The organism is Denitrobaculum tricleocarpae, assembly GCF_007004665.1.
GTDB lineage: Bacteria > Pseudomonadota > Alphaproteobacteria > Kiloniellales > Kiloniellaceae > Denitrobaculum > Denitrobaculum tricleocarpae.
This window is the reverse complement of sequence record NZ_ML660058.1, coordinates 253,305-269,402: the sequence shown is the minus strand read 5'-3', so window position 1 is coordinate 269,402 and position 16,098 is coordinate 253,305. Positions and strand designations below refer to the sequence as shown.

The window sequence follows — 16,098 nt, the reverse complement described above, 5'->3', positions numbered from 1 at the left end:
GGATCAGCCGCCAAAGATATCGGTAAACTTCATCTTGTTGCTTTTATCGTCCTTCAGGGCTTTCGCGGCGTCGAAGTCCATCAGCTTGATCTGATCGCGCGAAGGAAAACCCTCCGGCGGCGTGATCGCGGGATGGGCCGCCAGATAACCCTGATCGGCCGCTAGCTGCTGCCCTTCCGGCGAGAGCAGGAAGTCGACGAAGGCCTTCGCGGCAGCCGGGTTCTGCGCGGTTTGCAGGATAGCGACAGGCTCGGTCACCGCGGAAACGCCCTCGCTCGGGAACACGAACTCAACCGGCGCGCCCTTCAGCTTATTGCGGATCGGCAGAAAATCGACCACGAAGCCGAAGAGCTTCTCGCCGCCGGCGACGGCTTTGTAGGTACCGCCGTTGCCGCCCTTGGGGTTGGCCCCCTGAGACGCCAGGCCCTCGTAGAAATCCCAGGTCAGCTGCGGGTTCGAGGTCAGGGTCGCCATATGGATCGTGGCGGCACCGGAGGTGAGCGGCGACGGCATGGCAATCTTGCCCTCGGCTTCCGGCTTCAAAAGATCCTTGTAGGAGGTCGGCTTGAAGGGCGCGGCGGTGTTGTAGACGATGCCCGTGGTGATCAGCTTGGTGGAGAAGTAGGTCTTGTCCTGATCCATGATGCCCGCGTCGTAGGCGGAAACATCGGCATCGGGGTGAGCCATCAGGCGCCCTTCCTGCTTCAGGCCTTCCATGGTCACGATATCGGCGATCAGCAGCAGGTCCGGTTTCGGCGCGCCCGCCGCGAACTCGGCCCGCAGCTTGGCCATGATCTTGGTCGTGCCGTCCCGCACCCACTCGACCTCGACGCCCGGGTGCTTCGTGGTGAAGGCATCGACCGTCTGCTGCGCGTCCTTGTTCGGCTGCGAGGTGTACAGCACCAGCTTACCGGCAACTTCCTCCGCGACGGCAAAACTCACCATTGAAGTGGCGGTAAAAGCGGTGGCGGCAAAGGTCACTGCCGTCACGGCTGAAACAAGTCTCTTCATAATCGCTGATCTCCTTCGAGCGCGAATCCGGCGCAAAACAAAACGGCAAGCTACCCACTCTATGTGACAGCTTTTCGCGCGACACCCGCTTTTTCAAGAGCAGCCGCAGGCTTTTGATCCAATTCAAGGAAGATCACTCTTCAGTTTCGACCAGCGGTGATGCAGACTGCAGGGGATAACGCCGTGTGTCTCAAAATTGCCGGGTGCCTTCGAACGTCTCCCGCGCCTCGACGGAGCGTAAAACCATATCCGAGAAGCTTTACGGCCCTCATCGCGATCCGTAAGTCTCTTGAGTTTTGAACATATGACGTCTCAAGCACCATGATAGCGAAACTTCTCAAAACAGCTCTTGCCTTTGCGGTCGGCTTCGGGCTCGGTCTTCTCGCCGTTCTGCTCAATGGTGAATTCATCATTCACATCCCGCTTTTACTGGGCATCCTCGCTGCGGCGCTCTATCTGACCCGGGAAAAGTGGTGGGCCTTTTGGGTTTAGCTGAAAGGGTACGAGATTTACGCGCATGACCCTCGCCCAAAAAGGTCATAAAGAATTCCGATAAAACACCCTTGCTGCACCTGGAATTTAGCCGGGCCCTTCTTTTTGTTTTTGGAGGAACAGCATCTCGCGACTGCATTTTTTTAGACGAGTAATAACACAATGAAATCAAAGGCATTTCGGAGTCTGGTCATCCTCCTGGGGATTGTTACGCTAGGCGTCCTGTGGATAGAGGGCGCGCCGCCGCCGGTCTTTTATGTCTTTGTTCCCATCGTGACGCTCTGCGTTTTGTTCGTTCTCTGGGTCGTCAGGTTTTGTGGCTCCTGCGGAGGGAGCGTGACGAACTACAACCCTTTCAAGCGGGTTAAAACCTGCGCAAGCTGCGGCGAATCCTTGAGTTAAGAAACCCTCTCGACATCCATAAAACACTTATCGTCGAGCCTCGAGCGGGCAGCGGGCGGTCCGATGTCCGGCCTGAAATCCGAGATTTCCAGCCCACTCTCGCCTGCTCACAGGCCTGCAAACCCAAACGAATGCCTGCTTTTTGACTCCGTGATCAGTTTTTCAAATCACGTTATTTGTTGTTTTTTGTTGTTTTTTTCTGTTTTTTCCGGAAAATCGAAATATCAGCGGTTGTAGTCAGGCTTCTGCAAGCGCGATATCTCGACTGTAGGATGCAGGAATGCAGGACTTCGGGGCCGCCTTCGGGCAAGCCTTTGCACTGATTGCCGGGTTCGACCCGGCGCTGATGGAAATCATCGGCCTTTCCATGCGTGTGACCTTCACCGCGGTGGTGATCGCCTGCATCATCGGTCTGCCGCTGGGTGCCGTCCTTGCAGTCGGGAAGTTTCCCGGGCGCGCGACGCTTGTCGTTCTGATCAGCGCCCTGATGGGCCTGCCGCCCGTGGTGGTCGGGCTGGCGGTTTATATGATGCTCTCCGCCGCAGGCCCACTGGGCGTGCTGCAATTGCTCTATACCCCAACCGCCATGATCATTGCCCAGTCGATCCTGGTCACGCCGATCATTGCCGCCCTCACCCGGCAGGTGATCGAGGACATGCACAGCGAATATGACGAGCTCCTGCGCTCCATGGGTTCGAGGCGTCTTTCGACGGTCGCGACCCTGCTTTGGGATGCCCGCTATTCCCTCCTCACGGCGGCCCTGGCCGGTCTCGGGCGCGCCCTGGCGGAAGTCGGCGCCGTCATGATTGTCGGCGGCAATATCAACCATGTCACCCGGGTCATGACCACCGCTATTGCCCTGGAGACCTCCAAGGGTGCGCTCGCCCTGGCGCTTGGCCTGGGTATCATTCTCGTCGGTCTTTCGATCCTGGTGAATGCCGGCCTGATGGGACTGCGCAAGTCTGCGGAGCGCTTGGCCTATGCCTGAAACCCACACCCGCGAGAGCCATCTTTCGGTCATTGAATCCGGCATAGAACCACCGGCTATCGCGCTTCAGGACGTGGTTTTCGAACGCCAGGGCAAAGCTCTGGTCGATGGCTTGAACCTGACACTCGCCGCCCACGGAACGACCGTTCTAATGGGGCCGAACGGCGCGGGCAAGAGTCTCACGCTCCGGATCATGGCCGGCTTGATCGCACCGGGGCAAGGCAAGATCCGCTGGAACGGGACCGAAACCCTGCCCTCGCAGCGCGTGGCGCTGGTGTTTCAGAAACCGGTCCTGCTGCGGCGTTCGGTGCGCGCCAACCTGAAACACGCGCTCAAGATTTATGGGGTTCCGCGATCCGAACAGGGTCAGAGGCTGGAAGAGCTGCTGGAGATGGGGCACCTGAAGGAACTGGCAGACCGGCCGGCGCGGGTTCTCTCCGGTGGCGAGCAACAGCGTGTGGCCCTAGTGCGCGCGCTTGCGGCGCGGCCCAAACTGCTGCTGCTCGATGAACCGACCGCGAGCCTCGATCCCCAGGCAACCGCCGCGATCGAGGATCTCATCCGGACCGCCGCAGCAAGCGGGGCCAAGGTTCTCCTGGTGACCCATGATCGCGGCCAGGCCCAGAGGCTCGCCGACGAGATCGTGTTTCTCAATCATGGCCGGGTGACCGAGGTCACCAGCGCGGCTCAGTTTTTCGACGCACCCCGTTCCCGAGAGGGCAGAACCTATCTCAGCGGGCACCTTCTTTTTTAGTCCAATCAATTGCCATGGATCCAAAAATGAAAAATCGCAGTCTTTCCCTTCTTCTCGCCACCGCATTTGCCGGCAGTCTGACGCTTGGTCAGGTGAGTGCCGAGGACAAGTTCATCATCGTCCAGTCCACCACCTCGACCCAGAATTCAGGCCTCTACGACGCGCTCCTGCCGCAGTTCGCCGCAAAGACCGGAATTGAGGTCCGCGTGGTTGCGGTCGGCACCGGTCAGGCGATCAAGAATGCGCAGAACTGTGACGGCGATGTTCTGCTGGTGCACGCGAAAGCTTCGGAAGAGAAGTTCGTTGCGGCCGGCTACGGCGTCTCGCGGGCGGATGTCATGTACAACGACTTCGTCATTGTCGGCCCGGCCGCGGACCCGGCAGGAGTCTCGGGCTCAAGCGATGTAAAGTCCGCCTTGAGCGCCATCAAGAAGGCCGGCGCCCCCTTTGCATCGCGCGGCGATGACAGCGGCACTCATAAAAAGGAACTGGCGCTTTGGAAAGCCGCCGGGATCGACCCCTCGGGCGACAGCGGAAGCTGGTACCGGGAAACCGGCTCGGGCATGGGCGCGACCCTCAATGTCGCCGTTGGCATGAACGCTTACGTCATGACCGACCGGGCGACCTGGATCGCCTTTGAAAACAAGGGCGACTACGCCATCGCCGTCGAGGGCGACGACGCCATGTTCAATCAGTACGGCATCATCCAGGTGAGCCCGGATGCCTGCCCGCGCGTAAAGGCAGACCTGGGCCAAACCTTCATCGATTGGGTCTTGTCCAAAGAGGGCCAGACCGCGATCGCAGACTATAAACGTGACGGCCAGCAGCTGTTTTTCCCCAACGCAGATAAACAGCCCAGCAGCTAACCAAACCCTACGACCAGACGTCCGCCGGGTTGACACCTGACCCGGCACTAAAGCGGCGGCGCGCGACAAGCCTCTCCACCTCAGCTTCCCCCGCGTGCCGCCGCCCTTCTTCGAGAGTGAGCCTGCCGCTGGTTGCCTCGATCACCAGCGCATCCGACAGCCAGATTCGAAGCTCCTTGCCATCGTAGAGCTTATCCGGATCGTCGGGCCCCATGGCATCGCGATCCGCCTGGGCTTTGGAAAAGCCCTCCAGTAAAAACCAGCCATCGTGCGTAAGTGTCTCATAGGCAAGGCGCACCGCGCGTTCCCGGAGCGCGCGCGTGCCATGCAGATAGAGAATGCAGGCGAAATCCCAAGTGCGCCCGGCTTCAGGCATCCAGTCCGAAAGATCAGCCGTGATGCGCTCGACCGTCACGCCCGCCGCCTGGTCCCGCGCGATCGCACGGCGCGTGGCTTCCGCCGAATGATCGACTGCGGTGACCTCATAGCCGCATTGCGCCAGCCAGGTGCCGTTCCGGCCATCGCCGTCTGCCAGACACAGCACCCTGCAGGCTTGCCCCAAATGGGTGTTGAACTCCATGAAATCCGAGCGGGCGCAAAACATGCGCAGATACTCGTTGGCACTCTCGCCGAACAGGCCACCCTCGACCGCCTGATAGCGCGCATCCCAGTCCCGTGCACTTTTTGTCGGCTCAGTCATTGCGCGTCAGCCCTATCATGAGCTTGTCGTGCGCCAACTGCTGAACGTCACGCGCCGTTCCAATGAACCCGTCCGTGACCGCTCAGGTTATAGCCGCCCAGTTCCGCGGCCTTGTCGGCGAAGGACGCTCCCCTGCAGAACTCCAATAAGGCCTGGAACGGCGGTTCGAACCAGGCCCGCCGATCGACAATGAGGTCAAAGCGCTCCTTTTGCGTGGGCACGAAAGCCAGCCCGAACTGCCGGGCCATGGCTTCCAGGCCTGGTGCCGCATCGGCTCGGCCCGAGGCCACGGCCACCGCCGCGTCGGTCTCCGTGCGGGCCACGTCCTTGGCGAAGCTTACCTCGTCCGCAGCGATCCCGGCCTCCTCAAGCAGATAACTCAGGAGAATACCCGCGCCCGCGGCCGGTTGCCGTCGGACCAGCCGTTTGCCGCGCAGATCACCGATACCGCGGACGGTTCCCTCCAATTCCCTGGAAAGCAGCAAACCCTGGCTGCGAATAGCCCATTCGACCAGGACGATAGGCGCAGACTCGAGAGCCTCGCTGACATGCTTGATGTTCCAGTCATCCCGGTCCGGCTCGAAGACATGGAGGCCGGCCGCCAAGGCATCACCGGACTCAACCCGTGTCAGGCCATCCAGGCTGCCATCGAAAAAGGTTGCCAGGCCGGATCCGGATTCCCGGATCGCCCAGTCCAGCAGAGGATCATGACTGCCGGCGACAACGTTTGCCGGCGTCCTGCGTGTGACCTGCTGTGGCGCCCCCACGGCGGGGGTCTGATCGCCGATCAGCCAGGCCTCGAGTTCGGCGCGTGGAAACAGGAGTTTGCCTGTCACCCGGCGGCAGGGAATCTCTTCCGCCGCAGCCATCTCATAGACCTTGCGCTCCTTGACCCGCAGCAATTCGGCAACTTCGCGGGTGGTCAGGTATTCCGGGGTATTGCTTCGAACTTCCATGCCCCATCAATACACCGCCTCCTCCGCCGAGTGAAGCCGATATCGGCGTAGTCCGCAGCGCATTTGGCTGACCGGGGCGTCCGATGACAGAGCCGCGCAGGGTCCGACCGCAGGCCTCAGATCTCCGGGCTTTTACCGCCAACGGCATTTGGCGGGTGTATGTGGCGTCGTGGAGCGGTTATGGCCGCCCAAACAGCATCAATTCAGATTGGGTTTATCAGACACAAACGAGTGCCTCAAAAGATAAGAGCCCCGCCGCAGGGGCGAGGCTCTCGTGCTTGCATGCTCAGGCGGGGTTACTTCGGCAGCAAGACGGTATCAATAACGTGGATCACACCGTTGGAAGCGCCCACATCGGCAGCGATGACGGTTGCGTCATTGACCTTCACACCGCTGGTGGCGTCGACAGCGAGCTCTCCACCCTGCACCGTCGCGACATCAGCGGTTTTGCCCGCGATGTCGGCGGACATGATCTTACCCGGGACGACATGATAGGTCAGGATCGCAACGAGCTGGTCCTTGTTTTCCGGCTTCAGGAGGTTTTCGACCGTACCGGCAGGCAGCTTGGCAAAGGCGTCGTCATTCGGTGCGAAGACCGTGAAGGGGCCTTTGCTTTTCAGCGTGTCAACCAGATCGGCGGCCTGAACCGCGGCAACCAGAGTGTTGAACTGACCGGCGCCGACAGCGGTATCGACGATGTCTTTTTTCATGTCTTTGTCGCTGTGACTGGCGCAGGCGCCCAAAGCGAAGGGGATGATCAAAACAAAGGCTTTAAAGATATTCGTGACTCGCACAATTAGCACTCCCAGGTGATGTTTTGTTGATGCCACCACTTACGACCCTGCAGTAGAGTTGGATCACCAAAAATTTACACCCCGCGCGAAACAACCGCAGCGGACGCTGGGTAAACACATGGAATTAAAAGGAAAATATTCTTTTTACGATCCGCGTTTTTATAGAGTGCCTGTCTCGTTCCAGGCTGCTACGAACCGCCAACGTCTTCCGGCGACCTTTTCCAGACCGGAAAGCCGCGCAGCTTTAAACATCATCGTTCGATGACAAAGAGACTCTGACTTCTCAGCATTACGATGGCGTGCGGCAGACCGCTTGCAGCTTGTTGCCGACGGCATCGCAAACATAGGCCGCGTAGTAGTATTCGGAGTAGTGCGGCCGAAGTCCCGGCGGTCCTTCGCAGACACCGCCATGGGCCAATGCGGCCGCGTGGAACTGCTGCACGGCCTTACGGCTCGGCGCCGTGAAAGCCGTATGCGTGCCGTTTCCCCAGGTCACCGGGCGGCCGTCGAAGGGCAGCTGAATATAGACCACCGGGAGTTCGTTTTGGCCACCGCCGAAAGCAAGTGAGGTCTCATCGCCCTCTTCCGGTATCTCCTGCGCACCGAGAGCCCCCAAGACCGCAGTGTAAAACATGCCCGCGCGCTGCAGGTCGCTGTGACCCAGGGTGATATGCGAGATGACATCGCCGGTCGGACCCTTCGTGCGCCCATCCAGGTAACACACGGCCTGGAGCTTGTTACCGTCGGGATCGCGGACGTAGGCCGCGTAGTAATCCGGCGCGTAGTGCGGTCTCAGCCCCGGCACCCCGTCATCGATACCACCGTAGGCCAGCGCCGCCGCGTGAAACTTTTCGACCGTGGCCTGATCCGGCGCGTTAAAAGCGATATGAAAGCCGTTGCTCCAGGTCGCCGGCAAACCGTCGAAGGGCTGACAGACGAAAAGATGAGGATGACGCCCATCATCCGGCGCGTACATCAGGTAGCCGTCTTCCAGCGAAGCCTGGATCAGCCGTTGATCCAATGCCGCCATCACGGAATCATAGAAACGCTGAGAGCGCGCCAGGTCATTGGAACCGAGAGTGAAGTGACTGAACATGGCAGAGCTTATCCAGTAGGAGATTGAAAGTATCTGATCAAACCGCTCAGCATGTGGCGGGTCTCTTCTTAGCTACTGTATCAGTTTCTTGTGCTCTCTCCCTCAAGGTCAAGCTCGTTGATAAAGACTGCGGCATCACCGAAGGCTCTGGATTCACGACTTCCCAGCCGTGCGGTCCAATAGCGTCGTGGACCCTTTACAGGTTCATGATGAGACCCAAAGGACACTCCGCCGGCATCGCTGCGCCGATTTGTCCCACCAGAAGCCTCCTTGTGCGTCGAGCCGCCTCAGCCGCGAAGCATCCAGGCTTCGCTATTCCATAACGCCTCCTGAAAAATCGCTCCGGGTCCGCGAAAAATGCTAGCAATCAAACAACTTATCGCATTAAAAGGGATTCAATACATTACTGTATGGATTACGTATGAAAACACGACGTTCGAAAGATGACTGGCTGGATCATGGTCTGGCCGTTCTGGCTCAATCGGGAATCTCTGCGATCAAGGCTGAACCGCTCGCCAAGTCGCTGAATGTATCGCGTGGAAGTTTCTACTGGCATTTCCGGGATATCGAGGACTTTCACATCGCGCTGCTGCGCAGATGGCGGGAAGTCAGGACCGACGGCATTATCGCCGAAGTGGAGCAGGCCAATCCCAGTGGTGAACGCCTGAAGCATTGGATGCGCAAAGCAATGTGCGGCAACAATGCTCTCGAGCGCGCCGTCAGATCCTGGGCGACGGAGAATCAGCGCGCGGCCGCGACGGTTGCCTCGGTCGACAAAATCCGACTGAAGTATCTCGCGGCGGTGCTGAGTTCGGAAGGCCTCTCCTCGCAGCAGATCAACGCACGCGCCGCTTTTCTCTACTGGGGCTATGTCGGCCGGATCATGATCGGACACGGCGCGAGCAAGCTGCGACCGCTGCAGCTCGATGGCATCGCTGAATCTCTATTGCCACGCACCGGCGCTTTTCAGGATACGGGACCTTGACTACAGCCCCAGCCCCACTTTCAGAAGCAGACCTGCGAGCGAGCAGAGCGAGAGAGTCTTGAGAACGCCGAGCTTGAAACGAAAGAGTGCGACGGCAGCCAGAAGAACAATGATCACTGCGGCAGGGTGGATGCTCTGTAGAACCGGGAGATCGAGCGACACTGCGCCCCAGCCGACCGCCTGCATCTCACTGAAGACGACGCGAAGGCCGAACCAGAGCGCCAGATTGGCGATGACACCGACCACGGCCGCCGTGATCGCCGCGAGGGCACCGGCCAAGGCACGCTTTTCCTGCAGGCGTTCGATCGCAGGCGCCCCCAGAAAGACAAAGGCGAAGCAAGGTGCGAAGGTGACCCAGAGCGTGATCAGTGCCGCGATCACCGCGCCTGCAAGACCGGCCTCCTGGCCATACCCGGCCAGGAACCCGACAAATTGCAGAACGAGAATCAGGGGGCCCGGTGTGGTCTCGGCCAATCCCAGTCCGGTGAGCATCTCTGCAGCCGAGAGCCAGGCATAGCCCTCGACGGCCTCCTGCGCGACATAGGTCAAAACCGCATAGGCACCGCCAAAGGTGACCACCGCCATCTTGGAAAAGAACCAGGCGACGTCGGCATAGACTCCGGCGAACGGCAGCAGCGCAAGGACAGGCGCGACCCAGGCCGCCAACGACAGAATGCCGGCGCGGCGCGCGCTTTTCGCCAACCCTTTCGCATAATCCGGGTCTGCTGCCATGACCGCATCCAGCAGCGCCGGAGATCCGGATTTGACTTCCCCCTGCGCGCCACCGGAGAAGACGCCCGGCGCCAGCGCACCGACCAGTGCCGCGCTCAGCACCACCGCCGGAAAGGGAACCGAGAAAAGAAACAGCGCGCCGAAGGCCGCCGCGGCCAACAGCCAGGGCAGTCCCCCTTTCAGGGCCCGTCGCGCGACCTTCAACAAGGCCTCGAAGACAATCACCAGGACGGCACACTTCAGGCCGAAGAAGAGCGCCGCCACCACAGGAACGTCCCCTGCGATCACGAAGATCGCGGAAAGGACGAACATGACCAGCGCTCCCGGTATGATGAAGAGCAAGCCGGCAATCAGCCCCCCCTTCGCGCCGTGCAGCAGCCAACCCAGGTAGGTCGCCAACTGCTGCGCTTCGGGCCCGGGAAGCAGCGAACAGAAGTTCAGGGCATGGAGAAAGCGCCGGTCACTGATCCAGTGGCGCTCATCCACCACCTCGCGGTGCATCAGGGCAATCTGACCCGCGGGGCCGCCGAAGGAAAGGCAACCGATGCGCAGCCAGACCCTGGTCGCCTCGGCGAGACTCGGCAATTGCGGGACCTTAGTATCTCCGGAAAGCGCCGTCTCATTATCAAGTTTGGTTTGATCGTTCATTGGACAGCCATTGCAGATCTGTGGGCAGGCCAGTCGTGGGTTGCCCCCGTGGCGTCCCGGCACCAGCGGTAGAGCGAGTCGTAAAGCCCCATGGAAGCCGAGAGCTGTTCAAGGTCGTCCCGGTACATGCGCGACAGGCCCAGCGACGCGGCGAGCAGGCCCGCCGCTTCAGGTGCGAGTTCGGGCCGGGCCGTATCCGCCCCGCGCACGATGAGCGCCAGACGAGATAGGGCATCCGATTGAAGACCGAACTCTTCAAGCAGGGTGTCGAAGGAACAGGCCTCACCCCGGTGATCCCAGAAGCCGCCCTCAGTATCGAAAGGCACCGCACCGAACTTCTCACCCACCTGTTCCACATCGGAGGGAGACACAAAAAGGAAGGCCGCATCGGGGTCGACGAAACGCCGGATCAGCCAGGGACAAGCGATTCGGTCAATCTTCGGCCGGGCGCGGGTGACCCAACGTGTCCGGCCCCTCTCGTCACGTTGCGGCAGCTTTTCGGGCGCAATGGCCGGCAACCCGGCTGCCGCCCAACCCTCAAAACCCAGAGCCAAAGTCTCGGCCTCGATCCCCTCGCACCGCAGCAAGGCGGCAACTCCCTGACTGAGCTTCTTGCCCCGATGGCAGATGACGATGACTTTCCGTCCGGCATAGTCGGTCATCCACTGGCTGGTTTCTCGATAATTTCGGCGGCGGGATCCCGGAATCAATCTCGGGTCGAGCGCATAGTCTTCATCGATACGAATATCGACTATCGCAGGCGCAGACGGCAGTCCGATGAGGCGGGACAACTGATTTACGGTGATTTCTGTTGGAGACGTCATAACACGCCCTCCCTTCAAATTAAGGTCAAGGACGCGACTCTTGGGCTGACGCCTCACGGGGTGATCGCAAACCCCATCCACATTGGGTAGCAACGAGACTGCGGGCTGTCAACCTGGAAGCCCCGCCGTCTTTGAAGTTTCACAATGATCGGCTTGCCGCCGTCATTCGTCTCTCGTTTGTCGACATGATAATTCTCGTGGCAAGTGCTTCCCGATTTCCGTAATTTGTGACCTTGCAAAGCATCCCGCCCCCGTCGATCGGCGTCGACCTGTCCCTTCAAAGGAAACTTATGCCGTCAAAGCGCTTCGCGATCTTGTTTGCCGCATTCATTTCAGCACTCGCCTCGGGGAGCCATCCGGCCTCTGCCGCCCCCATCGACTATGACCGTCTGGATCAGCGCCTGAACCGGCTGGCCGAGGATCCCGGCATTGTTGGTCTTGCTGTCGGAGTCATAGAGAAGGGCGAAATTACCTTTGCCCGGGGATATGGTGAGACACGGATCGGCGGCATGCCCGTGACGGCGGATACAGTCTTCCGCTGGGCCTCCCTCTCCAAGGGCGTCGCGTCCAGCCTGACCGCTCGGCTTGAAGCGCAGGGCGCCTTGTCGCTTTCGGACAAGGTCGCAGGCTTTGAGACCTCCCTGCGCCTGCCCGGCGGAGCCGAACGTGATGCCACCCTGGAAAATATACTTTCCCACAGGCTCGGCATCATCCCCAATGCCTACGACACGACGCTGGAAGACGGCCGCGACCCGGTGGAAATCCGGCGCAGCCTGGGCAAACTCAAGGCGGTCTGTCCGATCGGCGACTGTCACTCCTACCAGAATGTCGCCTTCGATACGGTATCGGAAGTGGTCGAGAACGTCGCCCAGTCTTCCTACGGCCAGGCGCTGAAGACCTTGCTCTTCAAACCGCTGGGTATGACCAATGCCAGCATCGGGCGCGACAGCCTGCAGAACGCGGCCTCCTGGGCCGAGCCGCACCGCTATGCCCGGGGCGCGAAAGCCGCGAAGCGCCGCAAGGTCAAGGAGGCCTATTACCGCGTCCCGGCGGCCGGCGGAGTCAACGGCTCGATCCGGGATCTCGCACTTTTCGCCCGCGCGCAGATGGGCCTCGTGCCGGAAGTTTTGCCACAGGCGCAGCTGGACAACCTGCACAGCCCGAGGGTCTACACCCGCCGGGAACAGTCGAGGTTGAGCGGCCGTTACGGCGGGCACATCCGCGACGCCCGTTACGCCCTGGCCTGGCGGGTCTACAAATACAGCGCGGAGGGTTACCGGGTGGTCGGCCATCGCGGCGCCGTCGACGGTTACCGCTCACTGATCCTCTTCGATCCTGCGCTGGACACAGGCGTGGTCGTGCTCTGGAACTCCAATTCCCGCAAGCCGACAGCGATCCAGCTGGAGGTGATGGACATGGCCTACGGTCTACCGGCGCGGGACTGGTTGCAGCTGGACCAAAAGGCGAGCAGATAACGAGCCGTCAAGCTCAGCCGAGTTTCTCAACCAAGTTTCTCAACCGAGCTCAAAGCTGGTGAGTCCGAAGGTTTTCTGCCAGGGCAGCGCTGGAATAGTTCCCCGGTACATCCGCGCGGTTTCGAAGACCTGCCGGAGGCCGAAATCCTCTGCCAACGCAACGGCCGCCCTGTTGCTTTCGGGCACATCCAGCGAGACCTCACCGCCCGCCGAGCCTTCCAGAGGAAGATCCTTGCAGAGCGCAATAAAGAGGTTTCGGGCGGTCTGATCATCCTCGGCAAAGAGCGGGCCGATCTTGTATCCGGACCGGCAGGCACGGGCGACACCGTAACCGATGATCTCGCCATCACGCAGCGCCAGCTTCGATGTCCGGCTGGCGCTGCTTCCCGGGCGCACCCAGCTTCGGGTGAAGATATCCCGTGCGTCCGGGAAAAAAGGACGGTCGTAAGCCAAGAGCGCTGTTTCATCAGCGGGCGAAACGTCGCGGACGTCACTGCTCGCCTCTTCAATACCCGACAGCGCAGGCACACCGGTAAGACGAACGTTGCGGCCTTCGAATTCAAAGCCGCTGCGCCGGTAGTTTTCCTGCTGGTCGACAACGCCATCCAGTCCGACGACGCGATCTGCCAGAAACGCCATCCCCGCGTTCCAGGTGGCCAGCCCGGCCCCCGTCCCCCGGTGATCGGGGTGCACGATGTAAAAGCCCAGAAAGCCGAAATCCGGCCCATAGCGCACAACGGAAATCGAGGAGACCGCTTTTCCGTCAAGCCATCCCATCAGGAAGCCCTGCGGATCAGTGGCATTGAAGACCTCCAGATCGTCGAGCCCGGGGTTCCAACCCTCCGCGGCGGCCCAATCAACCGCTGCCGCGAACTCCGCTACAGAGGCCGGCTTGATGATCAGTTCCGTCATCGCTTTGTCCTTGTCAGGCGATCGCCTTGACCCGTTGCATCCGGACAAGGTTTTCGCAGAAACCAACGGCGGCCGCCACACCGTCCACGACGGGAAGCTTCAGATCCCCGGACAGGCTGGCCGCGAGGTCGGCCATACCGGCACAGCCCAGCACAATAACGTCGCAGCCGTCCTGCGCAAGCGCGCGCCGGGCCTCGGCCCGGATCGTCCCCTCGGCCTGCCCATCCGGGCCGTCCAGCTGCAGCACGGGAACACCCGACGCCCGTACCTTGGCGCAGCGGCGGGCGAAACCGTAAGCCGCGATGTTTTCCTCGATCACCGGAACCGACACGGCCAAGGTTGTCACAACGGAAAACCGCGCGCCCAGCATCATGGCGGCATGAAACGCCGCTTCGCCGATGCCCAGCACCGGCAGTGGACTGCGGGCTTTGAGCTCCGCCAGCCCTGTGTCATCGAAACAGGCGATAATGACGGCATCGTAATCGCCGCTGCGGGTTTCGCTGGCAAAGGTTTCGAACAGACCCGGTAGTGCGGCCTCGCCGTCCTCCGGCCCTTGGATCGAGGCGGGCCCCTGTGCCGGATTGACCGCTGTAATCTTCACACCGCTGGACGCGACCGCCCGGGCGGCCTCGGCGATCGAGCGGGTCATGGTGGCGGTGCTGTTGGGATTGATGATCAGGATCTGCATCACACCATGCCCTTGCCCGCGTCGCTGCCCGCCCCTGCCCGCCTGCGCTTCAGGAAAATCACCAGCAGCAGAAAGCTGCCGATCATCAGAAAGGAAAAGACCGTGGTCAGGGTCCCGAGGGCATAAAGCACCGGCGAGGTTACGTTGGTGGTCATGCCGACGATCTCTAGCGGCAGGGTATTGTGCGACCCCGCCGTCAGCAGCGTGCGCGCAAATTCGTCATAAGAGAGCGTGAAGCCGAAGAGCGCGACACCGATCAGGCTGGGCGCAATGATCGGCAGCACCACATGGCGGATGGTCTGCCAGGAACTCGCCCCCAGGTCCCGCGCCGCCTCTTCGTAAGACTTATCGAAGCGGTTGAAGACCGCGAACATGATCAGCAGGCCGAAAGGCAGCGTCCAGGTCAGCTGCGCGCCAAAACCGGAGGTCGACCAGTGCACATCGAAATCCAGAATATTGAAGATCAGCCCGACGCCCAGGGAGATCAGGATGGAGGGAATGATCAGGCTCGCGACGATCAGATAGAAGAGCATCGTCGATCCCCTGAATTTATGCCGGAACGCCAGTCCACCCATGACTGAAACCACGACCGTGACCACCATCACCATCAGCCCGAGGCTGAAGGAGCGCCGGAAGGACCCCCAGATATCTCCCACCGCCTGCTGCTCGAAGAGATCAAAGAACCAATGCAGGGAAACCCCGTTCATGGGGAAAGTCAGGCCGCCTCCCGGCCCCTGGAAGGAAAGCACGCCGATGGTCAGGATTGGGCCGTAGAGAAACAGCACGAAGAGCCCGAAGACCACTGCCAGAACGTAGAAGGAACGGGAACGCGGTTCCACTAGAGTTCCTTTCTAATGTCAACGAAGCGCATCATGATACCGATCATGATCAGCACCGTGATCAGCAGGACGACCGCGCTGGCCGCCGCCGCCGGGTATTGCAGCAGGGCAATTTCGTTTGAGATGACCCGGCCGACCGACGCACTCTGTCCGCCCGACATGAAGCGCACGGTGATGAAATCTCCCATCACCAGGGTCACCACGAAGATCGATCCGATCATGATGCCCGGCTTGGTCAGGGGGATAATAACGTTGGTCAGGATCTGAAACCCGCTGGCGCCGGCGTCGCGGGCGGCCTCGATCAGCGAGCGGTCGATCCGCATCATGGTGTTGAAGATCGGCACCACCATGAAAAGACAGTAGAGGTGCACGAAGGCCAGCACCACCGCGAAGTCCGAAAACAGCAGCCACTCCAGCGGCTCGTCGATCACCCCGGCGCTGATCAGCGCGGAGTTGGCAAGCCCGTTGCGGCCCAAAAAAGGAATCCAGGAAATCATGCGGATGATGTTGGAGGTCCAGAAGGGCACGGTGCAGATCAGAAACAGCACCACCTGCATGGGCAGCGAGCGCACGTGGAAGGCCAGGAAATAGGCCACCGTGAAGCCGATCACCGCGCAGAAAACCCAGGTCAGCGCCATGAACTTGAAGGTCTTGAGATAGGTCGCCAGCGTGACCTGAGAGGTCAGAAGGTAACTGTAATTCTCGAGGATGAAGGCCGGGAAAAAGTTATACTCGTTATAGTCCCAGAAGCTGACCGTGACGATGGTCAGGATGGGCAGCACCAGAAAGACGCCCAGCACCAGAACCAGCGGGCTGACCAGAAACCAGCTCGCTTTGTCCGGTGACGGCGCCTTTGACCTGGCGGTCTCCGTCAAAGCCGCACCCGGCGCCATGACGGCACCGGGTGTCTGGGTTGAAGATGAGCTCATGGAATCG

The 16,098-nt window shown here is 60.7% G+C and carries 17 protein-coding genes; 6 read left to right on the top strand and 11 right to left on the bottom strand.

Features of this window, described 5'->3' with window-relative positions:
* Nucleotides 1–3: 3 nt before the first annotated feature.
* On the bottom strand, nucleotides 4–1,011 hold the full coding sequence (locus FKG95_RS20325; RefSeq protein WP_142898234.1) for an ABC transporter substrate-binding protein: 1,008 nt from the start codon (nucleotides 1,009–1,011) through the stop codon (nucleotides 4–6).
* Nucleotides 1,012–1,332: 321 nt separating this feature from the next.
* Between FKG95_RS20325 and FKG95_RS29745 the strand changes: the two genes are divergently transcribed.
* The 4 genes from FKG95_RS29745 (at nucleotide 1,333) to FKG95_RS20310 (ending at nucleotide 4,513) form a co-directional block, all read left to right on the top strand.
* Complete coding sequence (locus tag FKG95_RS29745) at nucleotides 1,333–1,503, top strand: hypothetical protein (RefSeq protein WP_179954191.1); 171 nt, start codon at nucleotides 1,333–1,335, stop codon at nucleotides 1,501–1,503.
* 682 nt (nucleotides 1,504–2,185) lie between these two features.
* A complete protein-coding gene (locus tag FKG95_RS20320) occupies nucleotides 2,186–2,893 on the top strand; it encodes an ABC transporter permease (RefSeq protein ID WP_142898233.1) in 708 nt (235 codons plus the stop codon).
* The gene (locus FKG95_RS20315; RefSeq protein WP_142898232.1) at nucleotides 2,886–3,647 is read left to right on the top strand and encodes an ATP-binding cassette domain-containing protein; all 762 of its coding nucleotides are present in this window, start codon (nucleotides 2,886–2,888) and stop codon (nucleotides 3,645–3,647) included. The genes FKG95_RS20320 and FKG95_RS20315 overlap by 8 nt, the downstream gene beginning before the upstream one ends.
* Before the next feature lie 26 nt (nucleotides 3,648–3,673).
* Complete coding sequence (locus tag FKG95_RS20310; protein WP_142898231.1) at nucleotides 3,674–4,513, top strand: ABC transporter substrate-binding protein; 840 nt, start codon at nucleotides 3,674–3,676, stop codon at nucleotides 4,511–4,513.
* A 7-nt stretch (nucleotides 4,514–4,520) separates the two neighbouring features.
* Here the strand turns inward: FKG95_RS20310 and FKG95_RS20305 are convergent, their stop codons facing one another.
* The 4 genes from FKG95_RS20305 to FKG95_RS30230 form a co-directional block, all read right to left on the bottom strand.
* Nucleotides 4,521–5,213: a class I SAM-dependent methyltransferase gene (locus tag FKG95_RS20305; protein WP_142898230.1), complete on the bottom strand. Its 693-nt coding sequence runs from the start codon at nucleotides 5,211–5,213 to the stop codon at nucleotides 4,521–4,523.
* A 47-nt stretch (nucleotides 5,214–5,260) separates the two neighbouring features.
* Nucleotides 5,261–6,169, bottom strand: coding sequence for a helix-turn-helix transcriptional regulator (locus tag FKG95_RS20300; protein ID WP_142898229.1), 909 nt, complete (start codon nucleotides 6,167–6,169; stop codon nucleotides 5,261–5,263).
* Nucleotides 6,170–6,465: 296 nt separating this feature from the next.
* Entirely contained in the window at nucleotides 6,466–6,963 is a 498-nt protein-coding gene (locus FKG95_RS20295) for a fasciclin domain-containing protein (RefSeq protein ID WP_425456769.1), read from the bottom strand.
* A gap of 289 nt (nucleotides 6,964–7,252) precedes the next feature.
* Nucleotides 7,253–8,059, bottom strand: a complete 807-nt coding sequence (locus FKG95_RS30230) for a VOC family protein (protein WP_246116836.1) — start codon at nucleotides 8,057–8,059, stop codon at nucleotides 7,253–7,255.
* Nucleotides 8,060–8,480: 421 nt separating this feature from the next.
* Between FKG95_RS30230 and FKG95_RS20280 the strand changes: the two genes are divergently transcribed.
* The gene (locus FKG95_RS20280; RefSeq protein WP_142898228.1) at nucleotides 8,481–9,044 is read left to right on the top strand and encodes a TetR/AcrR family transcriptional regulator; all 564 of its coding nucleotides are present in this window, start codon (nucleotides 8,481–8,483) and stop codon (nucleotides 9,042–9,044) included.
* Here FKG95_RS20280 and chrA read toward each other — a convergent pair whose 3' ends face one another.
* Both chrA and FKG95_RS20270 read right to left on the bottom strand, forming a co-directional pair.
* On the bottom strand, nucleotides 9,045–10,424 hold the full coding sequence (gene chrA / locus FKG95_RS20275; protein WP_142898227.1) for a chromate efflux transporter: 1,380 nt from the start codon (nucleotides 10,422–10,424) through the stop codon (nucleotides 9,045–9,047).
* A complete protein-coding gene (locus FKG95_RS20270; protein ID WP_142898226.1) occupies nucleotides 10,421–11,248 on the bottom strand; it encodes a chromate resistance protein ChrB domain-containing protein in 828 nt (275 codons plus the stop codon). Before FKG95_RS20270 ends, chrA begins: the two co-directional genes overlap by 4 nt.
* Before the next feature lie 290 nt (nucleotides 11,249–11,538).
* On the opposite strand from FKG95_RS20270, the gene FKG95_RS20265 reads away from it, so the two are divergent.
* Nucleotides 11,539–12,723, top strand: coding sequence for a serine hydrolase domain-containing protein (locus tag FKG95_RS20265; RefSeq protein ID WP_142898225.1), 1,185 nt, complete (start codon nucleotides 11,539–11,541; stop codon nucleotides 12,721–12,723).
* 39 nt (nucleotides 12,724–12,762) lie between these two features.
* On the opposite strand, the gene FKG95_RS20260 is transcribed toward FKG95_RS20265, so the two are convergent.
* The 4 genes from FKG95_RS20260 to FKG95_RS20245 are packed head-to-tail and all read right to left on the bottom strand — an operon-like array spanning nucleotide 12,763 to nucleotide 16,091.
* Nucleotides 12,763–13,635: a GNAT family N-acetyltransferase gene (locus FKG95_RS20260; protein WP_142898224.1), complete on the bottom strand. Its 873-nt coding sequence runs from the start codon at nucleotides 13,633–13,635 to the stop codon at nucleotides 12,763–12,765.
* Between the two features lie 13 nt (nucleotides 13,636–13,648).
* On the bottom strand, nucleotides 13,649–14,323 hold the full coding sequence (locus tag FKG95_RS20255) for an aspartate/glutamate racemase family protein (RefSeq protein WP_142898223.1): 675 nt from the start codon (nucleotides 14,321–14,323) through the stop codon (nucleotides 13,649–13,651).
* Nucleotides 14,323–15,162: an ABC transporter permease gene (locus FKG95_RS20250; protein WP_142898222.1), complete on the bottom strand. Its 840-nt coding sequence runs from the start codon at nucleotides 15,160–15,162 to the stop codon at nucleotides 14,323–14,325. The genes FKG95_RS20255 and FKG95_RS20250 overlap by 1 nt, the downstream gene beginning before the upstream one ends.
* On the bottom strand, nucleotides 15,162–16,091 hold the full coding sequence (locus tag FKG95_RS20245; protein WP_246116835.1) for an ABC transporter permease: 930 nt from the start codon (nucleotides 16,089–16,091) through the stop codon (nucleotides 15,162–15,164). Before FKG95_RS20245 ends, FKG95_RS20250 begins: the two co-directional genes overlap by 1 nt.
* Between the last annotated feature and the right edge of the window lie 7 nt (nucleotides 16,092–16,098).